Origin of the sequence: Helicobacter sp. NHP19-003, from assembly GCF_019703305.1 — a bacterium.
GTDB classification, from domain to species: Bacteria; Campylobacterota; Campylobacteria; order Campylobacterales; family Helicobacteraceae; genus Helicobacter; species Helicobacter gastrocanis.
Window position 1 is genome coordinate 1,119,064 of record NZ_AP024814.1, and the last position, 22,707, is coordinate 1,141,770.

The 22,707-nt window shown below is 48.8% G+C and carries 25 protein-coding genes and 2 tRNA genes; 9 read left to right on the forward strand and 18 right to left on the reverse strand.

Annotation, left to right across the window (positions count from 1 at the left end; translation table 11 throughout):
* Nucleotides 1-27: 27 nt before the first annotated feature.
* Genes K6J72_RS05800 through K6J72_RS05810 form a run of 3 tightly spaced genes read right to left on the reverse strand, consistent with a single transcriptional unit; the run spans nt 28 to nt 2,558 of the window.
* Entirely contained in the window at nt 28-489 is a 462-nt protein-coding gene (locus K6J72_RS05800) for an S-ribosylhomocysteine lyase (RefSeq protein WP_221279171.1), read from the reverse strand.
* Between the two features lie 2 nt (nt 490-491).
* Nucleotides 492-1,628 carry a cystathionine gamma-synthase gene (locus tag K6J72_RS05805; RefSeq protein ID WP_221279172.1) on the reverse strand — a complete coding sequence of 379 codons (1,137 nt, stop codon included), beginning with the start codon at nt 1,626-1,628 and terminating at the stop codon, nt 492-494.
* A 9-nt stretch (nt 1,629-1,637) separates the two neighbouring features.
* Nucleotides 1,638-2,558: a PLP-dependent cysteine synthase family protein gene (locus K6J72_RS05810; RefSeq protein ID WP_221279173.1), complete on the reverse strand. Its 921-nt coding sequence runs from the start codon at nt 2,556-2,558 to the stop codon at nt 1,638-1,640.
* Nucleotides 2,559-2,701: 143 nt separating this feature from the next.
* On the opposite strand from K6J72_RS05810, the gene K6J72_RS05815 reads away from it, so the two are divergent.
* Nucleotides 2,702-3,808 carry a Cj0069 family protein gene (locus tag K6J72_RS05815; RefSeq protein ID WP_221279174.1) on the forward strand — a complete coding sequence of 369 codons (1,107 nt, stop codon included), beginning with the start codon at nt 2,702-2,704 and terminating at the stop codon, nt 3,806-3,808.
* 13 nt (nt 3,809-3,821) lie between these two features.
* Nucleotides 3,822-4,331, forward strand: coding sequence for a lecithin retinol acyltransferase family protein (locus K6J72_RS05820; protein WP_221279175.1), 510 nt, complete (start codon nt 3,822-3,824; stop codon nt 4,329-4,331).
* 3 nt (nt 4,332-4,334) lie between these two features.
* Here K6J72_RS05820 and K6J72_RS05825 read toward each other — a convergent pair whose 3' ends face one another.
* From K6J72_RS05825 to K6J72_RS05840, 4 genes are all read right to left on the reverse strand, one after another.
* Nucleotides 4,335-4,727, reverse strand: a complete 393-nt coding sequence (locus K6J72_RS05825; protein WP_221279176.1) for a glycosyltransferase family 9 protein — start codon at nt 4,725-4,727, stop codon at nt 4,335-4,337.
* A gap of 82 nt (nt 4,728-4,809) precedes the next feature.
* On the reverse strand, nt 4,810-5,538 hold the full coding sequence (locus K6J72_RS05830) for a glycosyltransferase family 9 protein (protein WP_221279177.1): 729 nt from the start codon (nt 5,536-5,538) through the stop codon (nt 4,810-4,812).
* Nucleotides 5,539-5,579: 41 nt separating this feature from the next.
* The gene (gene fliK / locus K6J72_RS05835; RefSeq protein WP_221279178.1) at nt 5,580-6,260 is read right to left on the reverse strand and encodes a flagellar hook-length control protein FliK; all 681 of its coding nucleotides are present in this window, start codon (nt 6,258-6,260) and stop codon (nt 5,580-5,582) included.
* 97 nt (nt 6,261-6,357) lie between these two features.
* Entirely contained in the window at nt 6,358-7,134 is a 777-nt protein-coding gene (locus tag K6J72_RS05840; protein ID WP_221279179.1) for a hypothetical protein, read from the reverse strand.
* 121 nt (nt 7,135-7,255) lie between these two features.
* Here K6J72_RS05840 and K6J72_RS05845 point away from each other — a divergent pair, with 121 nt between their 5' ends.
* The 5 genes from K6J72_RS05845 (at nt 7,256) to rlmN (ending at nt 12,088) form a co-directional block, all read left to right on the forward strand.
* Nucleotides 7,256-8,395 (forward strand): YbfB/YjiJ family MFS transporter, encoded by a 1,140-nt coding sequence (locus tag K6J72_RS05845; protein WP_221281160.1) that lies wholly within the window; start codon nt 7,256-7,258, stop codon nt 8,393-8,395.
* A gap of 44 nt (nt 8,396-8,439) precedes the next feature.
* On the forward strand, nt 8,440-9,291 hold the full coding sequence (gene accD, locus K6J72_RS05850) for an acetyl-CoA carboxylase, carboxyltransferase subunit beta (RefSeq protein ID WP_221279180.1): 852 nt from the start codon (nt 8,440-8,442) through the stop codon (nt 9,289-9,291).
* Entirely contained in the window at nt 9,288-9,731 is a 444-nt protein-coding gene (locus tag K6J72_RS05855; protein ID WP_221279181.1) for a 23S rRNA (pseudouridine(1915)-N(3))-methyltransferase RlmH, read from the forward strand. Before accD ends, K6J72_RS05855 begins: the two co-directional genes overlap by 4 nt.
* Before the next feature lie 18 nt (nt 9,732-9,749).
* Nucleotides 9,750-10,778, forward strand: coding sequence for a hypothetical protein (locus tag K6J72_RS05860; RefSeq protein ID WP_221279182.1), 1,029 nt, complete (start codon nt 9,750-9,752; stop codon nt 10,776-10,778).
* Between the two features lie 230 nt (nt 10,779-11,008).
* A complete protein-coding gene (gene rlmN, locus K6J72_RS05865) occupies nt 11,009-12,088 on the forward strand; it encodes a dual-specificity RNA methyltransferase RlmN (protein WP_221279183.1) in 1,080 nt (359 codons plus the stop codon).
* Here rlmN and K6J72_RS05870 read toward each other — a convergent pair.
* The 11 genes from K6J72_RS05870 to K6J72_RS05920 form a co-directional block, all read right to left on the reverse strand.
* Nucleotides 12,081-12,920 carry a hypothetical protein gene (locus tag K6J72_RS05870; RefSeq protein ID WP_221279184.1) on the reverse strand — a complete coding sequence of 280 codons (840 nt, stop codon included), beginning with the start codon at nt 12,918-12,920 and terminating at the stop codon, nt 12,081-12,083. The two genes, rlmN and K6J72_RS05870, sit on opposite strands and share 8 nt — an antisense overlap.
* The gene (locus K6J72_RS05875) at nt 12,920-13,783 is read right to left on the reverse strand and encodes a rod shape-determining protein MreC (protein ID WP_221279185.1); all 864 of its coding nucleotides are present in this window, start codon (nt 13,781-13,783) and stop codon (nt 12,920-12,922) included. Before K6J72_RS05875 ends, K6J72_RS05870 begins: the two co-directional genes overlap by 1 nt.
* A 3-nt stretch (nt 13,784-13,786) precedes the next feature.
* A complete protein-coding gene (locus tag K6J72_RS05880) occupies nt 13,787-14,824 on the reverse strand; it encodes a rod shape-determining protein (protein ID WP_053829503.1) in 1,038 nt (345 codons plus the stop codon).
* Nucleotides 14,825-14,843: 19 nt separating this feature from the next.
* The gene (gene clpX / locus K6J72_RS05885) at nt 14,844-16,142 is read right to left on the reverse strand and encodes an ATP-dependent protease ATP-binding subunit ClpX (RefSeq protein WP_221279186.1); all 1,299 of its coding nucleotides are present in this window, start codon (nt 16,140-16,142) and stop codon (nt 14,844-14,846) included.
* Nucleotides 16,139-16,942, reverse strand: coding sequence for an acyl-ACP--UDP-N-acetylglucosamine O-acyltransferase (lpxA, locus tag K6J72_RS05890; RefSeq protein ID WP_221279187.1), 804 nt, complete (start codon nt 16,940-16,942; stop codon nt 16,139-16,141). Before lpxA ends, clpX begins: the two co-directional genes overlap by 4 nt.
* On the reverse strand, nt 16,939-17,424 hold the full coding sequence (gene fabZ, locus K6J72_RS05895) for a 3-hydroxyacyl-ACP dehydratase FabZ (protein WP_221279188.1): 486 nt from the start codon (nt 17,422-17,424) through the stop codon (nt 16,939-16,941). Before fabZ ends, lpxA begins: the two co-directional genes overlap by 4 nt.
* An 84-nt stretch (nt 17,425-17,508) precedes the next feature.
* Complete coding sequence (locus K6J72_RS05900) at nt 17,509-18,054, reverse strand: YbhB/YbcL family Raf kinase inhibitor-like protein (protein ID WP_221279189.1); 546 nt, start codon at nt 18,052-18,054, stop codon at nt 17,509-17,511.
* A 34-nt stretch (nt 18,055-18,088) separates the two neighbouring features.
* Nucleotides 18,089-19,042 (reverse strand): NAD(P)-binding domain-containing protein, encoded by a 954-nt coding sequence (locus K6J72_RS05905; protein ID WP_221279190.1) that lies wholly within the window; start codon nt 19,040-19,042, stop codon nt 18,089-18,091.
* Nucleotides 19,035-19,247, reverse strand: coding sequence for a cbb3-type cytochrome oxidase assembly protein CcoS (gene ccoS / locus K6J72_RS05910; protein ID WP_221279191.1), 213 nt, complete (start codon nt 19,245-19,247; stop codon nt 19,035-19,037). Before ccoS ends, K6J72_RS05905 begins: the two co-directional genes overlap by 8 nt.
* Nucleotides 19,247-21,838 carry an alanine--tRNA ligase gene (alaS, locus tag K6J72_RS05915; RefSeq protein ID WP_221279192.1) on the reverse strand — a complete coding sequence of 864 codons (2,592 nt, stop codon included), beginning with the start codon at nt 21,836-21,838 and terminating at the stop codon, nt 19,247-19,249. Before alaS ends, ccoS begins: the two co-directional genes overlap by 1 nt.
* 44 nt (nt 21,839-21,882) lie before the next feature.
* A complete protein-coding gene (locus K6J72_RS05920) occupies nt 21,883-22,434 on the reverse strand; it encodes a YceI family protein (protein ID WP_221279193.1) in 552 nt (183 codons plus the stop codon).
* Nucleotides 22,435-22,542: 108 nt separating this feature from the next.
* Between K6J72_RS05920 and K6J72_RS05925 the strand changes: the two genes are divergently transcribed.
* Nucleotides 22,543-22,618, forward strand: a tRNA-Thr gene (locus K6J72_RS05925).
* A 3-nt stretch (nt 22,619-22,621) separates the two neighbouring features.
* A tRNA-Tyr gene (locus tag K6J72_RS05930) sits at nt 22,622-22,707 on the forward strand.

Here is a 22,707-nt window from a genome sequence, read left to right on the forward strand (position 1 = left end):
TTAAGGACTTTTTGCACCGCTTTTATTTTAAATCCCCACCTCGCTCCACTCCCCCCTCTTATCCAAAAACTCCCTAGCTAAAGCTTGTGCGCCCTCTAAAGAGTGGCTAGCAGCCCAGCCGCATTGCACTTCGTTACACGCCGGGACTTCTTTGGCGTTGAGCACATCGTGCATGGTTTTTTCTAATAGGTCTAAAATCTCGTTGTAATGCTCGTGATTTAAGACCATGAGGTAAAAGCCCGTTTGGCAACCCATGGGCGAAAAGTCTAGCACATAGTCCGCATGGTTACGGATCAACTCCGCCACCAAATGCTCTAAAGAGTGCAAGCTTGGCATGTCCATGTGCGCCTTGTTGGGCTGTTTCAAACGCACATCGTATTTCACGATCACATCGCCTTTTTCGCCCACCTTGCGCCCCGCCACGCGCACATAGGGGGCTTTGACTTTGCGGTGGTCTAAATTAAAACTCTCCACATTGGCTTTTTTCATTTCTATCCTTTTAATGCTTGGTCTAAATCTTCGATCAAATCCTCCATGTCCTCAATCCCCACAGACAGGCGCACTAAACCATCGCTCACTCCTGCTTTGAGGCGTTGCTCTTTGGGGATACACGCGTGTGTCATCAGGGCAGGCACGCTCACCAAACTCTCCACTCCACCTAAACTCTCGGCGAGGGTAAATATTTTAAGGCGTTCTATAAAGGGGGCGGCTTGGGCTTCGTCTTTGAGCGTGAAAGAGAGCATGCCGCCAAAGCCGCGCATTTGGGATTTGGCTAGGGCGTGGTGGGGGTGGCTTTCCAAGCCGGGGTAGTAGACTTTGTCTACTTTGGGGTGGGCTTGCAGAAACCGCGCCACACCTAGAGCGTTTTTTCCATGCGCTTGCATGCGCACGGCTAGGGTCTTTATGCCCCGCTGAATCAGCCAACTATCCTGTGGTCCTAGCACTCCCCCGATGGCGTTTTGCAAAAAGCCGATTTCTTGGGCTAATTTAGGGCTGTTCGTGGTTACCAAGCCCGCCACCACATCGCTGTGCCCGCCTAGATACTTGGTTGCGCTGTGCACCACAATGTCTGCCCCTAACTCTAGGGGGTTTTGCAAATAGGGGGTGGCGAAGGTGTTGTCTACAATGGTAACTAGCCCATGTTCTTTGGCTAGAGCGGCGCACTTTTTTAGGTCTGTGATTTTTAAAAGCGGGTTGCTGGGGGTTTCTAAATAAAGGGCTTTGGTGTTGGGCTGTAGTGCCGCTTGGATTTGGGCAGACTCGCTGCTGTCTATCAAGGTGTATGTGAGCCCTGTTTTAGACAAAACCTGACTAAAGAGCCTAAAGGTGCCCCCATAGACATCATTGCCTAGCAAAATGTGGCCACCGCTTTTAAAGAGCGTGAGGGTGGCGTGGATTCCCGCTAAGCCTGAAGCGAAGGCAAAACCCTTGACCCCCCCCTCTAAGGCGGCGATCAATTCCTCTAGGGCATGGCGGGTGGGGTTGCCTGAACGGGAGTATTCATAGCCCTTGTGTTGCCCGACTTTTTCTTGGCGGTAGGTGGAGGTCTGGTAAATGGGCACACTCACCGCCCCCGTAGTTGCGTCCTCACTGATTCCGCCATGGATAAGTTTTGTTTGTAAGCGCATGGTTGTCCTTTAAGTGTTGTAAATCCCTTTTGAGAGGTAGCGGTCCGCCTTGTCGGGGAAAATCGTTAAAATGTGGCTGTTTTCTGGTAGCCTCTGTGCCTCCCTTAAAGCCGCCACAAAGGCCGCCCCGCTCGAGCTGCCAACCAAGAGTCCATGTTTTTTGGCCAGCTCCCTAGTGCAAGCAAAGCCCTCTGCATCGCTGATGGTTTCAAAGCCATCGATGCTTAAGCCTTCAAAAAAGGGCGGGATGAACTCCACGCCGATGCCCTCGATTTCGTGTGGGTGTTCTGCACCCCCATTTAAAATAGAACCTTCAGGCTCTACACCCACGAGGCGGATATGTGGGATTTGCTCTTTTAAGTATTGTGCCACACCTGCAAATGTCCCTCCACTGCCCACCCCAGCAACAAAGCTTGTGATTTGTGCGCCCAACTCGTTAAAAATTTCGGGACCTAGGCTGTGGGTGTAGGCCTTAGGGTTAGCGGGGTTTTCAAATTGCAGGGGCAGGTAGCTGTGCTCCATGCTTTGGGCCAACTCTTTGGCTTTGGCGATTGCTCCCTTAATGCCCTCTTGGCTGGGCGTGTTGATGACTTTTGCCCCTAGTGCCTTCATGATCTGTTGCTTTTCTAGGCTAAATTTTTCGGGCACCACAAAGATGGTTTTGAGTTTATGTTCTAGGGCAACTAGGGCTAGGGCGATGCCGGTGTTGCCGGCGGTGGGTTCTATGATGGTGGTTTGCTCTGTGATGCGCCCCGATCTTAGCCCTTCTGTGATCAAGTATTTGGCTAGGCGGTCTTTCACACTCCCGCCCGGGTTTAAATGCTCTAATTTAGCGTAAATACACGAGTTCTTAGGCAGGGGGTGGTCGTGGTGGGTGAATTTAAAGATCGGAGTAGAGCCGATGAGCGCACCCATTTTGTGGATTAACATGCACTTCCTTAAAGTTGGCAATAGCCTTCATTGTAGCTTTGTAACCTTATTTTAAGCAAAAGCAGGGTTTTGTGAAGGTTTTATGCCTTCTATTTGCTACAATAACACGAGCGGGTTGCCGCAATACATTTTTGGAGGTTTTCATGAAAAAACATGTGGTGTTTTTTGAGGCTGTGGGTGGGACGGACAAGGGTAGAGACGGGCATAGACGCGACACCATGCCCATGATGGACTACCTAAAAAAAATGGGTTGGCACGCTGAGGTGGTGCAACTCACCGATGCCCTTTTAAAAGATGGTGAAAAAACCAAAGAAATTTATGAGTATGTGCAAAAGGTTGCCGATGCCTATGTTTCACGGGTCAATCCGGGCAATCTCAAAGAGGAAAAACTCTACTTTGACCTGCTGCGCAAACTCTGCGACAATGGCGTGATTGGCATGCCCCACCCCGATGCGATGATCGGCTATGGAGCTAAGGACGCACTCACTAAGTTAGCCGACACCGAGTTAGTCCCCGATGACACCTACGCCTATTACGACCCCGCTGAGGCGAAACGCATTGGTGTTGCTTGGGGCGATCAGCATGATTTGAAAAAAACCTTCCCCAAAACCCTAGCCAAAGGCGAGCGGGTGTTGAAGCAAAACCGCGGCTCAACAGGCGAGGGCATTTGGCATGTGCAACTTGAAGAGCCTTTGCCTGCTGGGGTGAGCGAAGTCCCCCTCAATGCCAAAATCAAATGCATTGAGGCCGTGGATAACCATGTGGAGCATAGACAACTGGGCGAATTTATGGATTTTTGTGAAAAATATTTGGTCGGAGACAATGGCATGCTGGTGGACATGACCTTTTTGCCCCGCATTAAAGAGGGCGAGATTCGCATTTTAATGCTCTACAAACACCCCATTTATGTCGTGCATAAAAAGCCTGCTGAAGGCGCGGATGCGTTTAGCGCGACCTTGTTTAGCGGGGCGAAATACCGCTACGACAAACCCGAGCAATGGGATGACTTGGTGCATTACTTCTTAAGGCAACTGCCCCATATCCAAACCAAACTAGGCAATTACGACCTGCCCCTCATTTGGACGGCAGATTTCATTTTAGACACCGATGAAAACGGCAAGGATAAATACATTTTAGGCGAAATCAACTGCTCTTGTGTGGGCTTCACGACCCCCATAGAGTTCTTAGACAAAACCGCCCGCAAGGTGGCCAACACCATCATTGACATTGTGGAGGACAAATTAAGTTAATCAAGGATCGCCCGTGTTGCCCTTAATTTTTGGCTTACCAGCTGCGCTCAACCTAGCCGAGTCTTTCATTGACAATGTCTTAAGAGACAAGGTTATGCCCAAATTGGGGAGCATTTTATACTGCCGCTTGGTGGGTCCCACGACCCACACAGGGATTTATGTCGGCAATCAACAAATTGTGGAGTTACTAGGCTCGGGTAAAGTCAAGCTCTCTAGCCCTAAAGAGTTCATCAGTGGGACACAAGCGGTGAGCATTTATGTTTCCTGCAAGGGGAGCGAGGCTGTGGGATTTTCTCAAGCCGTGCAAAGAGCCAAGAGTCTTGTGGGCCAAACCTTAAACTACCCCACGATGGGCATCCCCACAGAAAAGCACGAGTACAACTGCCATTGTTTCGTCTATGAGTGCCTGACAGGCGAGCACGACAGCCAAAAATGGACCTTGCTAGACATTGAAAACAAATTTCGGGGGGAATATTTTGACAACTGGCGGGTGTGGGATTTAAAAAGCGAAGAGCTGTTTTAAAGCTTAAGGGATGGGGTCTTTAATCCACTCCCCGGGGTGGGGGATCTGCAAATCCACAGATTCGTAGGCAAACACCTCCATGCACCGCCCAATGCCATGCGCGCAGGCGAGCAGCTCACACACGCGGGGGTGGTAAATGGCGTGGTAGTTGGTGTAGCTTGGTGGATAGGGGATGAAACGCCCCATATACACCCCACTGCTCACCACAAACACTGCCTCACAGCCTAAAGCCATGCAAAAATGTGGGATGGCCGTGTCGCCAGACACAACAAAACTCGCCCCCTTTAGCAAGTGCAAGAGATCGCACAGCGAAGTTTGCCCCACTAAATTTGTGAAGCATTTGTGCCTTTGTGTGATTTCTTTAGCCCGCCCAACTTCTCCCGCTGACCCACACAAGAGGAGAGAGAATTTAGGGGATATATGGCAAGCCAGAGCAATCCAAGTGCTTGGGCTAAGTTGCCTTTTTAATCCCTTGCACCTAAGAAAAACACCCCATATGGCTTCTCAGTGAGGGGGGTGAAGAGGGCAAATCCATGTGCAAGCGCACAGAGTCTAAGTTTTTGTTTAAAAGTTGGGCGCAAAATTCGCGGTTGCGCTCAAATTCAAAGAGCAAATCCGGACTAGCCTTTAAAAGGGTGGTGTAGACTTTGTCATTGTGTTGGAGTGTGGGGGCACTTTCTTTCCAACACCAACTAAGCATTTCACCATAACTGCCTATTTTATGCAAAGCATGCATTGCTTGCATGATTAAATCCTCTTTCATAGAGAATCTAGTGAAAGTCGGGTTTATGCAAATCTCGTAACTTTTTTGATGCAGTCTATAAAGGTGGTAGAAGCGGTAGAGAAAACGCCATTTAGAGCCAAGCCAACGCTGTGTACTGATCGGGTAGAGCTTGTCGACACAATCTGTGTCATAAGCGTTAAAAATTTCTAAGTTTGCGCTGTTACATAAAAAGGTGATTTCATAATCTTTGTAGGATTCTCTAATGGGTTTTAAAAAATTGCGGAACAACACATAATCGCCCAAAGCATCTAGGCGGATCAGCAGTAAAGTTTTGGGGCGGATTTTGGGTTTGTGTAAGTGGGTACTCAGATCAAGCCATGTGCGCACAAATTTATCAAATGTCTTTTCATTCCAAAAAACACGCTCGCAGACACGAGAAAACAATAAAAACACTCTTTTAACCAAAAAACGCAACAAGCCCATCTCTATCCTTTAAAAAGGAAGCATTCTAGCTAAAAATGGCTTTAAGCGTAATCGGGTAGGCCTGAGGGGTTGCTTGCATGGGGGATTTCAGAAAGGGGGTGGGGCCTGTTTGTGTGGGGGGCTTTGCACTTGGGTTTGGGGACTAGAGGGGGTTGGGTGGTGCTCTGCGCGCTTTGGACTTGGGGGCCTGGGTGCGGTTGTTGTTGGCTTTGTTGCTGTGGGTTGTGTTGTTGTGGGTTGGAGTTGTGGTTGCTCCCCCCCTGATAGGCGGCGTTCTCGCTGTTTGTGGTATTAAAGCGCAAGTCCACATTGTTAAAGCCCATTTGGGATAGGTGTTGGCGCAACTCGCTTTGGTGCGCCACAAGCAAGGCACTGACCGGCGCGCTTGAGGCTAAACTCACCTGCAAGTTTTGCCCCACTTGTTGGATCACCACCTCCACTTTGCCGAGCTTATCGGGGTTGAGCTCCATAGACAATTTCGTGATGGGGGGCTTGAAATCTAACAATTCTTGGCGTAAATTCGTGGCTAGATTCTTGATCGTTTCCTTGATCTGAGGGGCCTCTGGGGTGCTTTTTTGTTCGGTGTGGGCGGTGTGGGCAGTGTGGGCGGGGCTTTCTAGTGCGCCGACACTCTTGTCCTCCTCTTTGGCAGAACTTAAGGGCTTGGCCGGGCCTTGTAGGGGTATACGGTTGGGATCAAAGGACAAGGGAATGAAGGCCAATTTGGGCTTTAGTGGCCCATCAAAGGCTTCTTGAAAGGCTTGTTTGATTTCCTTGTCGTTGTCGTGGCTGTCTCTGACATGGGGCAGGGGTTTTGGTTTATTTAAGAGTTGGTTTAGGGAGTCCCAGCTTTGGCGGTGGGGGTTCTTGGGTGTTGGTGTGGGGGGTTTGGTGGTGTCTTTGCCCCCTTTGTGCTCTGCGGCGTGGGTGGGGGGTTTTGGGGTTTTTTAAAGCGAGCAGGTCGGCGGTTGACATTTTAGCTGGAGCTTGTGGGGTTTGTGTTGCGCCCTGTGCGCCCTTAGCCAAGCCTGCGCCTTGTGGGGCTTGTGCGCCCTTAGCGAGCCCTGCGCCTTTGAGGGGGGCATTTTTGGGCTCTGCGCCTTTGGCTAAAGCCTTGTCTAGCTTGCCCCCCTTGCCTTCGTGTTGGAGTTTGCTTAGGTTCAGTGCCTTTGCGCTCTCTAGGTTTTTAATGTCGCTTAAGTTTGCGGTTTGGGGGGTGTTTTTGGCGTTTTTTGCCCCTTTTAAAGCCATCGCTTGGCTGAAGGGGTCGAGCTTGTTTTTAGAGTGTTGTAACTTTGCCCCTTCTTTTGCCTGCGCCTTCAATTCTTTTTTCAGTTCCTTTTCTTGCTTGGGGCTTAGCTTTTTGTCCATCAGTTGGGCTAGGGGGCTGTTGGGCGCAATGTGGGGGAGATTTTTATTCTTTGCTTCTTTTTCGTCTTTTTTGGCTTTCGTGTCCTTGTTGCTTAGGTGGGCTTTTTTTTGGTCTAAGAGGGCTTTGAACGCATCCTTGTCTTCTGCGGGCGCGTGCTTTTTGCTGTGGACTTTGGGGTTGCCTTTGGGATCTAGTGCCTCTAAGCCTTTGATGTGGGTTGCCACAAGCATCCTTTGCGCTGGTTTATCGAGCCAACTTAAGCAAATTCAGTTCCTCTAGTTTTAAGACAACATTGTTAATTTTGGGCTAACATGCCCCTTTTCAACATGGAGTATTTGCATGTTTATGCGTGTCTTTGTGTGCTTTTTGGCGACTTTTATGGCAAATGGCGTGGCGCGCTTTGGGTATGTGGTTTTGATCCCGCTGTTGATTTTATCGGGCAAACTCAGCGAACACCAAAGCATCCAGCTTGCCATTGCCATCATGGTCGGCTATATCTTTGGGAGTGCGGTTTTGAGTCTTTTGCAAAGGCGTTTGTCTTTAGAGAGCATTGCCAAAATCAGCTTTTTAGTCATTTCTCTGAGTTTCTTTGCGTGTTATTTAGACAGCCTGCCCTTTGCGTGGGCGTGGTTTTGGCGGTTTTTAGCCGGGGTGGCTGCCTCTTGTTTGATGGTGCTTGCCGCCCCTTTATGTCTAAGTTTAGTTAAAGAGCAACACCGCCCCTATGCGAGCGGCTTTGTCTTTAGCGGGATTGGGGTGGGGGTGGTGTGTAGTGGGTTCATTCTGCCCCATTTTGCAAGCGACATTGACATGGCTTGGATTTTCTTAGGGGCTGTGGGGGCGGGGGCGTTTGTGCTCTCTTGTTTGTTTTTAAAGACTTTACACCCTGCTAAAGATGCCGCCCACGATGGCACCCCTTTTAAAATCTCAAACCACTTTGCCCTGCTCTTGGTGTCTGTGGTGCTCAATGCCATTGGCTACTTGCCCCACACGCTCTTTTGGGTGGATTATTTGGTGCGCTCTCTTAACTTCAGCAAGGGGGTGGCGGGAGCTTCGTGGGCATTCTTTGGCTTTGGGGCGGCGTGTGGTACGATTTTAAGCGCAACTTTGGCTAAGAGTTTGGGGCTCAAAAACGCCTCAAGCATTGTGATTTTAATGAAGACGGCCTCTTGTGCGATCGCCATGTTTAGCACGGACATTGCGTGGCTCAATCTGTCTATTTTTTTAATGGGCTTTGGGACTACGGGCAACCTCACGCTCACAAGCACGATGGCGTACCACATCATGGGTAAAGAGCATTTCGTGCAAGCCTCCAGCCTAGTAACCCTAGCCTTTGGGATTTTTCAAGCGGTGTTTTCCTTTGTTTTCACTTGGGCTTTAGGGCATGTGAGTTTCTTTAACATGTTCCTTGTCAGTGGCGTGGCGTTGTTTTTGAGTTTTGCGGTGTTGTTGCCCGTGCCTCAAAGCACTTTTAAAAACAATTAAGCCATGCTAGAATAGAGGCTATTTGTTTTGCAAGGATAGAGTACATGGGTTTTGCAGATTTCTTAAAAAATCTTAAGAAGACAAGGGTGCAATCAAGCGAACAGGACATGCCAAGCCATTGGATCAAATGCTCCAAATGTGCCGCCTTGATGTATTATAAGGAAGTCTTTGCCAAAAACCATGTGTGCTTAAAGTGCCACTACCACTTTAGGATGGGGGCCAGCGAGCGCTTGGCGTTCTTGTGCGATGAGAACAGCTTTACAGAATATGACAACGAGTTGCGCCCCATTGACCCTTTAAACTTCGTGGATAAAGAGAGTTATAAACAGCGCATTAAAAAATACGAGGCAAAGACAGGCCGCCCCAGCTCGGTCATCAGCGGGGAGGGACAAATCAACGGCATTGCACTGCAAATTGCCGTGTTTGACTTTGCCTTTATGGGTGGCTCGCTTGGGTCTGTGGAGGGGGAGAAAATCGTGCGGGCGATCAATCGGGCGGTAGAAAAAGAGCAGGCGTTGTTGATTGTGTCGGCAAGCGGAGGGGCGCGCATGCAAGAGTCCACTTACGCGCTCATGCAAATGGCAAAGACCAGCGCCGCCCTAAATCGGCTCACAGAGGCAAGGCTGCCCTTCATTTCGCTCTTAACAGACCCAACTTTTGGGGGCGTGAGCGCATCTTTTGCCTTCTTGGGGGATTTGATCATCGCCGAGCCTGGAGCGATGGTGGGCTTTGCAGGTGCTCGGGTGATCAAGCAGACCATCGGGGCGGAGTTGCCAGAAGGGTTTCAGAGTGCCGAGTTTTTGCTAGAACATGGTTTGATCGACATGATAGTCCAACGCAAGGATTTAAAAAAGACTCTTAGCGACTTAGTGGGGATGCTGACCGCAAACCGATGACTTGCAGCATTTACGCCATTTCTAAAAAGACCCCCGAGTTCGCTCCCTTGTTGGCGCAACAACAAAGGGCATGCCAACAATTTAAAGCCACGCTCGAGATCATAGACATTGCGCCCAAAGATTTAAACAACAGCACAGGGGCGCAGAGTTTTTACACCAAAGCTCTCAGCCCCTATTTAAAGTCAAATACCCCCGCCTACGCCCTGCACCCGGCGGGCAAGCTTTGCGACAGTCAAGAGTTTAGCCAAATCCTTAGTGCACACGCCCATGTGCAGTTTTTCATTGCAGGGGCATTTGGTTTTTCTCAAGAGTTTTTAAAGCATTGCATCCCGCTCTCTTTAAGCCCGCTCACCTTTAGCCACGCGTTGGCGAAACTCATTTTATGCGAACAGATTTTTAGGGCTTTAAGTCTTTTAAACAACCACCCTTACCACAAATAGGATTACTATGGAGGCAATATGAAATTACGCTATTACGGCTCTTTTACGCTATTGTTTATGATTGTTGTGGGTTGGTATGTCTACAACACCGACCCGCAAAAGCTTCCCGTGAATGTCGCAAACCACACCCTAAACCTCCCCATTGCCCTTTGGATCGTGGGTGTTGTGTTTTTGTTTTTTGTCTTCACTTTGCTGTTTGTGTTGAGTGGGAGCTTGGCAAACTTATGGCAACGCTACAAGCAAAAGCGCGACTTTGAGAAATTAACCGAGCAAATCGTTAGTCAAAACACCAAAGAACATTTTATCCTAGAGAAATACCACAACCCCCATTTCACCACTCTCTCTAAAATCCTAGCCCGTTTTAAACTAGAGGCGGATTTAAACAGCCAAGAGAGCGGATGCGAGAAAATAGATCAACTCTTTAGCCTGTATGCAAGGGTGTCGCAGGCTGAGGATGTGGAGTGGCGCAAGTATAACTTAGACCCCAGCAACCCCTTTTACATCCAAAACCTGCAAAACAAAATCCACCACGACTTAAAACAAGCCCAACAAATCCTTAAGAAAGAGGGCTATAGCCCTGCTCTAAAGCGCCAAGCCTTGATCGACTTGATCCAAAGAGGCTCGTTTAAAGAAATCCCCAAGGCTCTAAAGGGGGCGAGCGATCTGTTAGATAAATCTGTGCTAGAGGTCTTGCTTCGGGCGTTTTGGGACAAGAGAGTGGGCATGGAGCTTGCGGAAATTGGCAATTTATGTGTGCAAGTGGAGTGCAACAAGCAAGAATATTTGCAAATGGCCGTGGATGCCAAGACCTTTTTATCCCCCGATGATTGGTATAAATTCTTTGAACTCTTGGCTGAAAAGGACGAGCAAGCCGAAAAGGCATTTTTGTATGTGCTCTTAGACCTAGAGATGATCGAACAAGCCAGAGAGCGCCTAAGCAATCACCCCCAAGACGAGTTTTTGATCATCAAGGCGTACCTAGAACTCAAAAAATCCGACAAAAATTATCCCTTAAATATTTTCTTTGGGATTAAACCACAAGTTTGAGTTGAAGCCGAAGGCTCGGGTAGAAAACAGATGAGAACCAAAGTGGTGTGGTGCTCGCATACATTTGTATCTAGTGCATGGAGTGCACAAAGAGACACCTTTAGGGGGGTGTGCATGGCCTGCAGAATGCGGGGGAGGTTAACCCGTAGGGTCTCGCAAAAGGTGGTTGAAACCAAAGGTTTAAGCTTATTTAAGCTGTGCCTTGTTAAGAATAGAGAAAAAGGTTTCCCATGCCCTCTCTTTACGATTTTTCTTTAGCTCAGTTGCAAGATTATGCTGTGTCAAAGGGCTTTAAACCCTTTGTGGCCAAGCAAGTCTTTAGTTGGCTTTATCACCGCTATGCGCGCTCAACCACCCAAATGCATAATCTCTCTAAGGCGTTTAAGGCATGTTTAGACAGGGATTTTTGCGTGCAGACCTTGCAAATCGGGGCCAAAGAGTGCAGTGTGGACAAAAGCGAAAAGTATTTGTTTGTTACGCCCGATGAGCACAGCTTTGAAAGTGTGTTTATGGTGATGAAGCCCACACAGATAGATGGAAGCGGGCAAATCCTAGCACAAGAGAAACTGACCTTTTGTTTGAGCTCACAAATCGGGTGCAAGGTGGGGTGCGTGTTTTGTGCCACGGCTAAAGGGGGGTTTGTGAGGGATTTAAAAGCGGGCGAGATCGTGGAGCAAGTGGTAACTCTAAAAAGAGAGCATAATTTAGAACCCACTAAGGGCATTAATTTGGTCTTCATGGGCATGGGTGAGCCTTTGCATAATTTTAAGGAGGTGGTGAAAGCCATAGGGATTTTAAGCGATCCACACGGGCTAAACATCTCCACAAGGCGCATCACCATTTCCACAAGCGGGGTCGTGCCCGTGATAGACGCTTTGGGGGCGTTAGATTTGGGCGTACAGCTGGCTATATCTCTACACGCCGTGAACGACACCCTGCGCTCAAAGCTCATGCCCATCAACAAGACCTATAATCTGGAAGCCCTGATACAAGCCATTAAACGCTTTCCCATAGATACCCGTAAGAGAGTCATGTTTGAATACTTGGTGATCAAAGATTGCAATGATGGACTAGAACACGCTAAGGCGTTGTTAAGGCTCTTGAATGGACTCAAGGCAAAAGTGAATTTAATCCCCTACAACCCCAACCCTAGTTTAAAGTTTGAACGCCCTGATCTAAAGAAGGTGGAACAATTTGCGGACTTTCTTAACCAAAAGGGCTTGCTCTGCACTCTGCGTATCTCTAAGGGGCTCGACATCAGCGCGGCGTGCGGACAACTCCGTGAAAAGAAACAAGGCTTGGCTATTTGAGCTGTATGAAGTATTGACAGCGGTAGAATTTTTCGCCGAGTTTGGGGTCTTCTAACAAGTCGTGGAGTTTGTCGCCATCTAGGGGCTTGGCGTGCGTGAAGCGGCGCAGCAAGTAGCGGTCTTTGGGGCTGGTTAGATCGGGCTTTAGCCTAGCAAAAAATGCGCTTTGTAAAATCTTTTGGTGATCTATGTGGGTGTCGCATCCCACGATGATGTCGTGCAGGGCGACTTTGGGTTGGTTGATGGGTTTGATTTGGCTGTAATGCTGGGAGAGCACCACAAAATACGCCTTTTGCATGCGCGCGCATTGCTTGGTTTCGCTTGCCCTGATGATCAAATGCGCCCCTAGCTCGTTAAAAAGGGCGTTTTTGGCGCAATAGTTGAGCAAGGTGTGGTAAGACTCTTGGATCTTTTTGGGCTCTTTGGCGTAGGCTTGCTGTGTGCTTTTGAGTTCCTCCATCACTTGTGTCCGTTTGATCTCAATCCCGTTTGGCATGGGCGTGCCTTGGATGTCTTGTGAACTTAGTCCGCTTGTTTGGCCAACTTGGGGCTTTTTAGGCTCTTTCACTTTGCCCCCTAATTGCTTTTCTAAATTGGCTTGCTCCTTTTGGGCTTGCTCCTCTGGGGTGTCTAGCATCACAGGGTCTAGGCGGGTGTAGTACACAGGAGGCCCATCGTCATCGTCATCGTCAAATAGGCCATGGTGAGTCTGTTTGAGATTGTCTTCATTGTCGCTAGACAAGCCAGACATGGTCGGCATCATCATGAAGGGCATCATCCCCATGCAACCGATAAACAAGAAAAAGATGAGGCTTAAGAGTAGGGGGCGCATTAGGGCATAGCCACAACAATAGCTTCAAAAAGCATGTTTTGGGGGCGTTTGATGTTGAGGAGGGCCTTTTTGTAAAGGTAATGGTCTTCAATGCGTGCGACTGTGCCGACATAGATGTTGGGGCTAAAGATGTGGTCTAACCCGCTGGTAAAGATGGGATCGCCCACTTTCAGCGTGGCGTAGGCGGGCAGAAAATCCATATAGGTTTTAAAGTTTTCGTTCGTAACAAAGCCGTAGTAGACCTTTTGCCCGCTCTTTGCCACCACGCTGTAGCTCATTTGTTTGTCCCCATGCAGCAACCCCACAAAGCGCCCATCTTTTTGGATAATTGTACCCAGCACTTGGTTAAAGGCAACCATGCCCAGAATCTTGTCTTTAGGGTAGGGCTTGTGGATGTCTAGCAGCACTCTATAAGGGTTGTCCATGCTCGCAAAGCCATAAATGCGTGCGGAGGTGAAGGTGGGGGTGGGGAGTAGGTTAGCAGGGCCTGTAACTTCAGCGCTGGGGGGGCAAACTTTGGAGTTTGGCATTTCGGAAACTAGGCTTTCTTGGCTTGCCGCCTCTAGTTTAGACTTTTCTAACTGTTGCAAATCGTCCAACTCTAAGGCTAAAGCCTCGCTTCTGGCACTTAAGTTTGCATAGGCAAGTTTTAAATTTTCATAGGCCTTCAGTTGCCTTTGATATGCCTCAATCAAGTGGGCTTGATTGAAGTGTTTTTGGTAAGTAAAGACTAGATTGTCTTTTGTCGTGAGTACAAAGACACGGATTTTATCGCTGATAAAACTGCTCGAGCCTTTGATATTGAGCCAGTAAAGCACCCCAAAAATCGCAATGAGGACTAAAAGGGTGCGCCGGCTAATCAAAAATTAAATGTCCCCCAGTGAACTGAGTAGGTCTAAATCTTCAATCGCCTTGCTGGTGCCCCTTGCCACAGCAAGCAAGGGTTCTTCGCCCACAAACACGGGGAGTTTAACAATATTGCTGAGGTATTTGTCTAACCCCCTAATGAGCGCGCCCCCCCCTGTCAGCACCACGCCATTTTCCACCAAATCCCTTGCCAAATCAGGCTTGACCTCTTCTAAGACAGATTTTAAAGCATTACTGATTTCTCGAATTTGCTCTTTAATGGCTTCGCGCACATCCTCGCTGTTGAGTTCGATGGTGTTTAAAATCCCACTCACTTGGTCGCGTCCGCTCACCTCCATCGTCAAGGGAGGGTTGAGCTCAATAGCAGAGCCAATGGCGATTTTGATCTCCTCGCCCGTCCTTTCACCAATTTGCAGGTTATAGGTCTTGCGGACATAATCCACAATGCTCGCATCCAGCTTGTTGCCCGCCACCCGAATGCTTTTGCTCACCACAAGCCCGCCTAAACTGATCACACCAATTTCAGTCGTGCCTCCCCCAATATCCACAATTAGGCTTCCTTGTGGGTCTTTCACAGGCAAGCCTGCCCCGATCGCCGCCGCCATAGGTTCTTCAATCAAAAAGACTTCCCTAGCCCCCGCACTCATCGCGCTCTCCTTCACCGCTTTGCGCTCCACACTAGTCAAGCCATAGGGCACGCACACCATGATACGCGGGCGGATCAAAGATTTGCGTTTGTGCGCCTTTTCAATGAAGTAGCGGATCATTTTTTCGGTGATGTTGAAATCTGCAATCACGCCATCTTTCATGGGGCGGATGGCTTGTACCCCCGCGGGGGTCTTGCCGATCATTTCCTTTGCCTCTGTGCCAACGGCGAGGATTTCCTCCATGCGGTCGTATTTGTTGAGTTTGACCGCCACGATAGAGGGCTCGTTGATGATGATGCCCTGCCCTTTGACAGACACCACGGTGTTAGCCGTGCCTAAGTCGATGGCGACATCGTGGGAGAACACACCGATTAATTTATCTAAGATCATGAGACTCTTTCCTTTGGTTTTAAGAAGGCATTAGGAGGGGCTTGTTTTTTTTGATAAACAAGGGTTTTTCTTGCTTCAACACGCACTCTTTGGTGATGATGACTTGGTAATCTTTCAGGGCAGGCAAATCAAACATGATGTCTAGGCTAAAGCTCTCGATGATCGCCCTTAAGCCCCGCGCGCCTACTTTGCGTCTGATCGCCAAATCGGCGATCGCCTCGATCGCCTCGTCCTCAAAGATCAGCTCCACGCCGTCCATTTTAAACAGCTCTTGGTATTGCTTGATGAGGGCGTTTTTGGGTTTTTGGAGGATGTCGATCATCGCCTCTTTGCAAATGGGTTTTAAAGCGGAGATCACGGGCAGCCGCCCGATGAGTTCGGGGATCAAGCCATAAGAGATCAAGTCTTCGGGTTCGACCAAGTGCAAGATATTTTCTAGCTGTTCTTTGGTCTTTTTCTCATTGCCAAAGCCCAGAACATTGCTGTGGATGCGCCGTTTGATGATGTCAATGATCCCGTCAAACGCCCCGCCACAGATGAATAGAATGTTCGTGGTGTCGATCTGCACGAAGTTTTCATTAGGGTGTTTGCGCCCGCCTTTGGGGCTGACATTCACCACAGCCCCCTCAATGATTTTCAACAAGGCTTGTTGTACACCCTCGCCGGACACATCTCTTGTGATCGAGCGGTTCTCGGATAAACGGGCGATTTTATCGATCTCATCAATGAACACAATCCCTCTTTGTGCCCTTGCGACATCGCCATCGCTTGCCTGCAATAAGCGGGTTAAAATGTTCTCCACATCCTCGCCCACATACCCCGCCTCCGTTAAGCTCGTGGCATCGCTGATGGCAATGGGGACATTTAAAAAACGGGCTAGGGTTTGCGCCATGAGAGTTTTGCCACTGCCCGTAGGCCCGACTAAGAGAATGTTAGATTTGGAAATCTCCACTTCTTGGCTTAGGGAGTCCTTGCTCTCTTGGTAGTTTAGGCGTTTGTAGTGGTTATACACCGCCACACTCAAAACTCTCTTTGCCTCCTCTTGCCCCACGACATATTGATCTAGCGCCTCTTTTAAAAGTTTGGGTGAGGTTAGGGAGGCTGGGGTTGGGCTTTTGTGGGTTTCTTCTAAAGAGTGTCTTGGCAAATCTAAAAACCCCCCTTTTAGCTCGGTGTGTAATTCTTTATACAGCACCTCTACACAATATTCGCAAATGTGGATATCTTTGCCCGATTTTTTAGACGAAAACACCAAACGGCGGTGGTGGGGCAGAGTGTTCTCAGGTTTGCTGCAAAAACTACAATAACGGGTGTTCACACATCCTCCTGTTCTTTAAAATACCCAGCCTTAATGGCGATGCCCCTTTGGGTTTCTAGCACAAATGCACAAATCTCTTTGGCATGGGGGTCATTGGGGTATTCTTGTAAAATTCTTTGGGCGTTCTCCCTGATAGAAGTTTCCTCCAAATCAAAGAGTTTGCGGTAAAGCCCACTGATGAAGTCAATCTCGGTGCTTTGCAAGAGTTTACGCATGCGATGCCTATTGAGTCCTCTAATGAACGCCCGATTGCCCTCAGCGTTGCAATAGGGGGGGACATCTCTGCCCAAAGCACTTGCTCCGGCAACCATACACCCCTTGGCGATCCTTGTAAATTGGTGGATGGCGGTTAGCCCCCCGATGTTGACATAATCTGCAATTTGGATGTGCCCGGCTAAAGTTACACCGTTGGCCAAAATGCAATGGTTGCCGATCTTGCAATCGTGGGCGACATGCACATACGCCATCAACAAATTGTCGTTGCCGATGATCGTTTGATACCCCCCTCCTTTAGTGCCGGGGTTGATCATGCAATGTTCGCGGATCAAATTGCGCTCTCCGACAATCAAGTAAGACTCCTCGCCCTCGTATTTTAAATCCTGCGGGATTGTGCCGAGCACGGCATAGGGGAAGATGGTGCTGTCTTTGCCGATCGTGGTGTGCCCTAAAAGCGTAACATTGTTGTAGAGTTTCACCCCCGCCTCTAAAACAACATTGGGGCCAATCACACAAAAATGTCCGACCTCTACACTCGGGTCAATCTTTGCTCCCGGCTCGATGATGGCGGTGGGGGCGATCATTTATCTTCCTTGCGATCCACGATCATGGCTTTAAGTTCTGCCTCCGCTACGACTTTGTCGCCCACTTTAGCCACGCCCCCCACTTGCCAAATCATGCCCTTGTGCTTTTGTTCGCTCAAATGGTAGTGGAGTTGATCGCCCGGGATCACAGGGCTTCTAAACTTCACCCGATCGATTGTCATGAAATACACGATTTTAGTCGCCGCCACTTCAGGGTCAACCCCAAACAAACTGATGAAGGCGAGCAAGCCCCCCGCCTGTGCCATGCCCTCCACGATCAACACCCCGGGGTAAATGGGCTTACTTGGGAAGTGCCCCATAAACACCTCCTCATTGTAGGTGATGTTTTTATAGGCATGTACCTCCTTGTAAGGTTCTAAGCGCAACACCCGGTCCACCAACAAAAACGGGTAGCGGTGGGGCAAAATTGCGCTGATCATGTGGATGTCTAAATCCAAATACAACCCTTCTTGCTCAGACATTTCTAACCTCTAATTTTATTGAAACCCCCACCCAAATAAAAAAGTGCCATTTTAACACGCCTAAGTTTAAAGCTGTATTAGCCCTTAGTGGCGCATTTTAGGGTATTTAAATTCTAGCCGCCCCATGCCTAAAATATGCCCACGCATGGCATCGTGCAAATCCCCCAAAAAGAAGGGCTTTTTCAAATCCAAATGCGCCACATCCAGGGCATAGACTTGGATCAAATAGTGGTGATCGCCATTGGGGGGCATGGGGCCTATGTAGGTGCTGTTTTCTATGTTAGATTTTTCTTGTTGCTCGGGATTTGCGCCGGAGCGCAAGTAGCCTTCCGTCATCGAATTGACCCCTTGGGCGATGTCTTTATTTTCCAGCGAAGCGTTTTCTTTGAGCTCTGTACCCTTGATGTTGCCGACCACCCAGTGGATAAAGGTTTTGCCACACACCCTAGCCGCATCATGGTCTATGATTTCTAGGGCATAACTTTTCGCTCCGCTCACCGCCTCCCACGAGATTTCAGGCGAGAGTTTAGGCAGGCCGTGTGTCAAAAACTCTTTGGGTGCATTGCCCCCAAATTTTAAATCCAAAAACCCTTTTGGGTCTGTATGGATAAAGACTTTAAAAAATTGCATTCTGGCTCCTTGTGTTAAAGTGAAAAATAAACAACTAAGCCAAACGGCTTTTAAGCACTTGCGCCACATCAAAGCCCCCATTGAGGCCAATGCCAATGCTTGCCCCAGACTTGTAGAGGATGTCTCCCACGATGAAAAGGTTTTCAATATTGCTCTCTTGTTTGTCGCTCACTATGGGTAAATTCTGCTCTAAATGGACATGGCATTTTTTCAAGAAGTCAAGGGGGGTCGCTCCGCCTATGGCATACAGCACTCTGTCATACACCCCGTTCGTGTTGTCGGCAAAATTCACCTGTATGCGCCCCTCTTTGGCCTCTAGGCCCAAAATATCCACGCCCAATTTGCTTTTTAAATTCCTAGAAAACGCCTCTTCAAGGGCTTTTAAATTCTCTTCATTGACACGGCTAAAGGTGCTTTGGCGGTAGTTTAAAGTCGTGGTGTTGGTGGAGGCTAGGGCAATGGCGTATTCCACAGCTGAGTTGCCCCCCCCCACGACCAAAACCTCTTCTTTTTCTTTACAATCATTGATCGTATAGACCACTTGGCGCATGATTTCCACGGGGATTTGATAGCTGGGGCGGTTGGGTTGGCCCATTTTGCCAATGGCAATCACCACGGCTTTGGCTTGAAAAATCTCATTAGCTCCACTAGCCACCTCAAACAGCTCTCCCTTTTTTGCCACGCTTTCAATGTTCGTTTTATAGCGCACGGGGGTTTTATGCTCTAGCAATGCCTTTTCAAAGACCTCTAGGGCACCCTCTTTGTCAGTGTCGCCAAAGGGGATGTGCCCTTTAATTTGTACCACTTGTTTGCGGTAGTCCTTATCCACCCGTTTATGCGCCTTGTAGTATTTGCGCAACATGCCGCAACACGCCTCGTCCTTTTCACACAGCAAGACATTAGACACCCCATTGATTTGGCACTCTATGGCGCTTGCGATCCCACTAGGACCCGCCCCCACCACCAAAACATCATACACTTCACCCATGCGCATCCTTTCTTTTAGATTTTTGCGCCTCCTCCTCTTGTTTGGCAATGGCTAAATCCTGCGGGCTGTCATAGAGCAGGCACTCGAGCATTTTTTTCTCATCGTTAAATTGCTTGCCCTTCAAGCCCCATAAAAAAATGAGCAACCCCACAAGCCCCAACATCAAAGACACAAAGAGCATCAAAAAGAGAGTGTTTGTGTGCATTAGGGTTTTAAAACCTCCAGGGCCTTTAAATGCAAGGCTTCATGAATGCTTTGCAATTCCTGCTCGCTAAAATCCCCCTCTTTGGATAGGACTAAGGAAACATGGTCGGCACGCCCCCCACCCTTGCTAGAGTAGCCTAGGCTTTGGCCGTGCGCCTTTAGAATCTCTAAAAGGGGGCGTACATCGTGCCCGCCCACAGACTTTAACACCACCTCCACGCAATTTTTTTGCAAATTGTGGTATTGGAAGAGCGCCACCACGGGTTCTTGGCGGCTCTTGTATTTCTCTATGAAGGTCAAAAAGTGGCTTAAATGTTCTTTGAGCCCGCTTAGGGTGGCTAAATTAAAGGCCTGTCCCTCGATGGGCGTGAGTGTGGGCTCTTTAGGTGGGGTGCTTTTAGGGGTTTGCTCTTTGTGTTTGAGGGCCTTTAATAAATCCTGTGTTTTTAACGCAACCCGGGCTTGTTTGAGGACACGCCGCTCGCTAGCGATAAACTCATAATACGCCCTGCCACAAACCGCTTCAATGCGCCGAACGCCCGCACTCACACCCCCACTCTTGACAATGGCAAAGCCCCCGATGTGTGCGCTGTTTTGCACATGCACACCTCCGCACGCCTCCAAAGAACCCGCGATGTCCACAAGGCGCACCTCATCTAGGTATTTGTCCTCAAAGAGCATGATCGCCCCGCTTTCTCTTGCCTCATTAGCCCCCACGCTTTTGATGTAAGTTTGCGCCCCCTCACTGATTTTGGCATTGACAAAGGCCTCTACTTGTTCTAATTCTGCATCGCCCAAGTTGCGGTAAAAGCTGAAGTCAAAGCGCAAACGGTGTGGCTCAATGTGGCTGCCCTTTTGCTGGATTTGGGCGTTTTTGCCCTCTTGTTTGGCACTCTCGCCCAAAATGGTGCGCAAGGCCAAATGCAATAAATGCGTGGCGCTGTGGTGCTTGGCGATCTCTGCCCGCCCGCTCACTTGCGCGATCAGCGCATCGCCCTCTTTGACACGCACACCCGGCTCTAACTCAATGAGGCTGGCGTTGATCCCGCCCACTTTTTGCGTGTCTAGGACTTTAGCTAAAAGCACATGGTTAGTGTCGAGCAACACGCCCTTATCCCCGATAGGTCCGCCCCCTTGTGGGTAAAAAGGGGTAACTTTAAGCACGATGTAGGCGGTGTTGTCCTCTAGCGGATAAAGGGCGACAACTTGGGTTTGCAAATTCTCGCTTGTGTAGCCGGCAAAGTGGTTGGGCTCTAAATGGCTTAGATCTAGCGCCTTTAAGCCGTCTTTGGCACTGCTTTGTTTAAAGCTGTGCGTGGAGCGTTGCTTTTGCTCTTGCATGCAGGCTTGGTACTCTGCCATATCCACTTGCAAATCTAAGCCCCTTAGCATGTCGGCGGTTAAATCTAGGGGGAATCCATAGGTGTCATACAACTTAAACGCTACAGCCCCGCTAAAGCTGTTGCCTTGGCACTCTGTGAGGGCTTTTTCAAAAAGATGCATGCCCTTATCCAAAGTGGCTAAAAACAATTCTTCCTCAGCCCTGCACTCAAGCTTGATGCTCTCCTGGTGTTCTTTAAGCAGAGGATAATCGGGCATGAGATCGCAAAAATGCCCTAAGATTTCATAGAAAAAGGGGCTTTCTAGACTCTTGCCCTGGGCTTGTTGCAGCAAGTAGCCATGCCTTAAAGCCCGCCTTAAAATGCGGCGCAAAACATAGCCGCGCCCCGTGTTTTCAAAATACACCCCCATGCCCAGCAAAAACGCCACACTGCGGGCATGGTCAGCCAAGACCCTAAAGGATTCCTTGTGTTTGGCATACTCTAGCCCAAAGCTCTTTTCAATGCACGCCATAAGGGGCTTGAATAAAGAGCTGTCAAAGTTGTTTTGCGCCCCCTCTAAAAGGGCCTGCACCCTCTCTAAGCCCATCCCTGTATCGATGCAGGGCTTTTCAAGGGGAGTTAAAACACCCTCAAGCGAGCGATCGTATTGCATAAAAACTAAATTCCAAATCTCTAAAAAGCGATCCCCCTCGCCCCCAAAGTAATCTTCTTTGGAGTGGAAATGCTTGTCCCCTTGATCGATGTAAATTTCACTGCAATACCCACAAGGCCCCGTGTCTGCCATTTGCCAAAAATTGTCCTTATCGCCCATCGTCTTAATGCGCTCAGTGGGGATAAACTTTTGCCATAGCTGGTAGGCTTCTTGGTCTTTTTCATGCACACTGATGTAAATGCTCTCTTTTTTAAAGCCCAAATGTTTGTGCACGAACTCAAAGGCGTAGGCGATGGCTTCTTCTTTGAAGTAGTCAAAAAACGAGAAGTTGCCCAGCATTTCAAACAAGGTGTGGTGGCGGTTGGTGTAACCGACATTTTCTAAGTCGTTGTGCTTGCCCCCCGCACGCATACACAGCTGGGCACTGGTGGCGCGGTGGGTGAAGGGCTTGGTTTTACCTAAGAAAATGTCTTTAAACTGCACCATCCCTGCATTGGTGAAAAGCAAAGAAGAATCTTGGGGCACTAAACTAGAGCTTGGCACTTGCAAATGCCCCAAACCTTCAAAGTACCCTAAAAATGCCTTCTTAATCTCCATATGACACTCCCTAAAAAAGGCAATTCTAGCCTAAAAAACTTAAATTAGTGGTGCAACTCCAAATGGATGGCGATTTGGATATTTTCACCCACAAGTTTAGCGGGGGTGTTCTGCCCGATTTTAAAGGCCTTGCGCGAAACCACGCCCTGCAACTCTAGGCCGTAAACATCCACCCCGCTCATGGGGTGTTTAATGGGCCCTGTGAGCTTGCCATTCAAAGTGATTTCTTTCTCTGTGTCTTTAAGTTTTAGCATGGCTTTGATTTGCAAGCCTCCATCGCCTTTTTGGCTGATTTTTGTGGCTTTTAAATAGCCCTTGGGGTATTCGTGCGCGTCAAAGAAGTTAGCCGAGAGCAAATCCTTGTCTCTTTTGGCGTTTTTGGTGTCGATGCTTTGAATCTCGATCTCCCCATCCAAGGCTTTTAACTGCCCCTTTTCAATGTCCACAGCCCCTTTAAATTTGGAGAAGTCCCCATTGACCTTAGACACCAATAAATGGGTGGCGCTAAAACCCACGCTGGAGTGGGTCGTGTCAACTTTGTAAGGGATGGCTGAGAGCAAACCAGCCAAAATTAAACTCAATGTGTAAAAGCGCATATGCATCCTTTGTGCTAAAAATGGGGCTTACTATAACATTTTTGCGCCTTAAGCCAAAGGGTCTTGACAAGGGCTTTGTAAATTAGCTATAATATAAGCTTATTTTGCGCTGGCTTAGCTCAATTGGTAGAGCAGCTGCCTTGTAAGCAGCAGGTTGGGGGTTCGATTCCCTTAGCCAGCTCCAGTAGGTGAGATACTCAAGTGGCCAACGAGGGCAGACTGTAAATCTGCTGACTTTCGTCTTCCGTGGTTCGAATCCACGTCTCACCACCA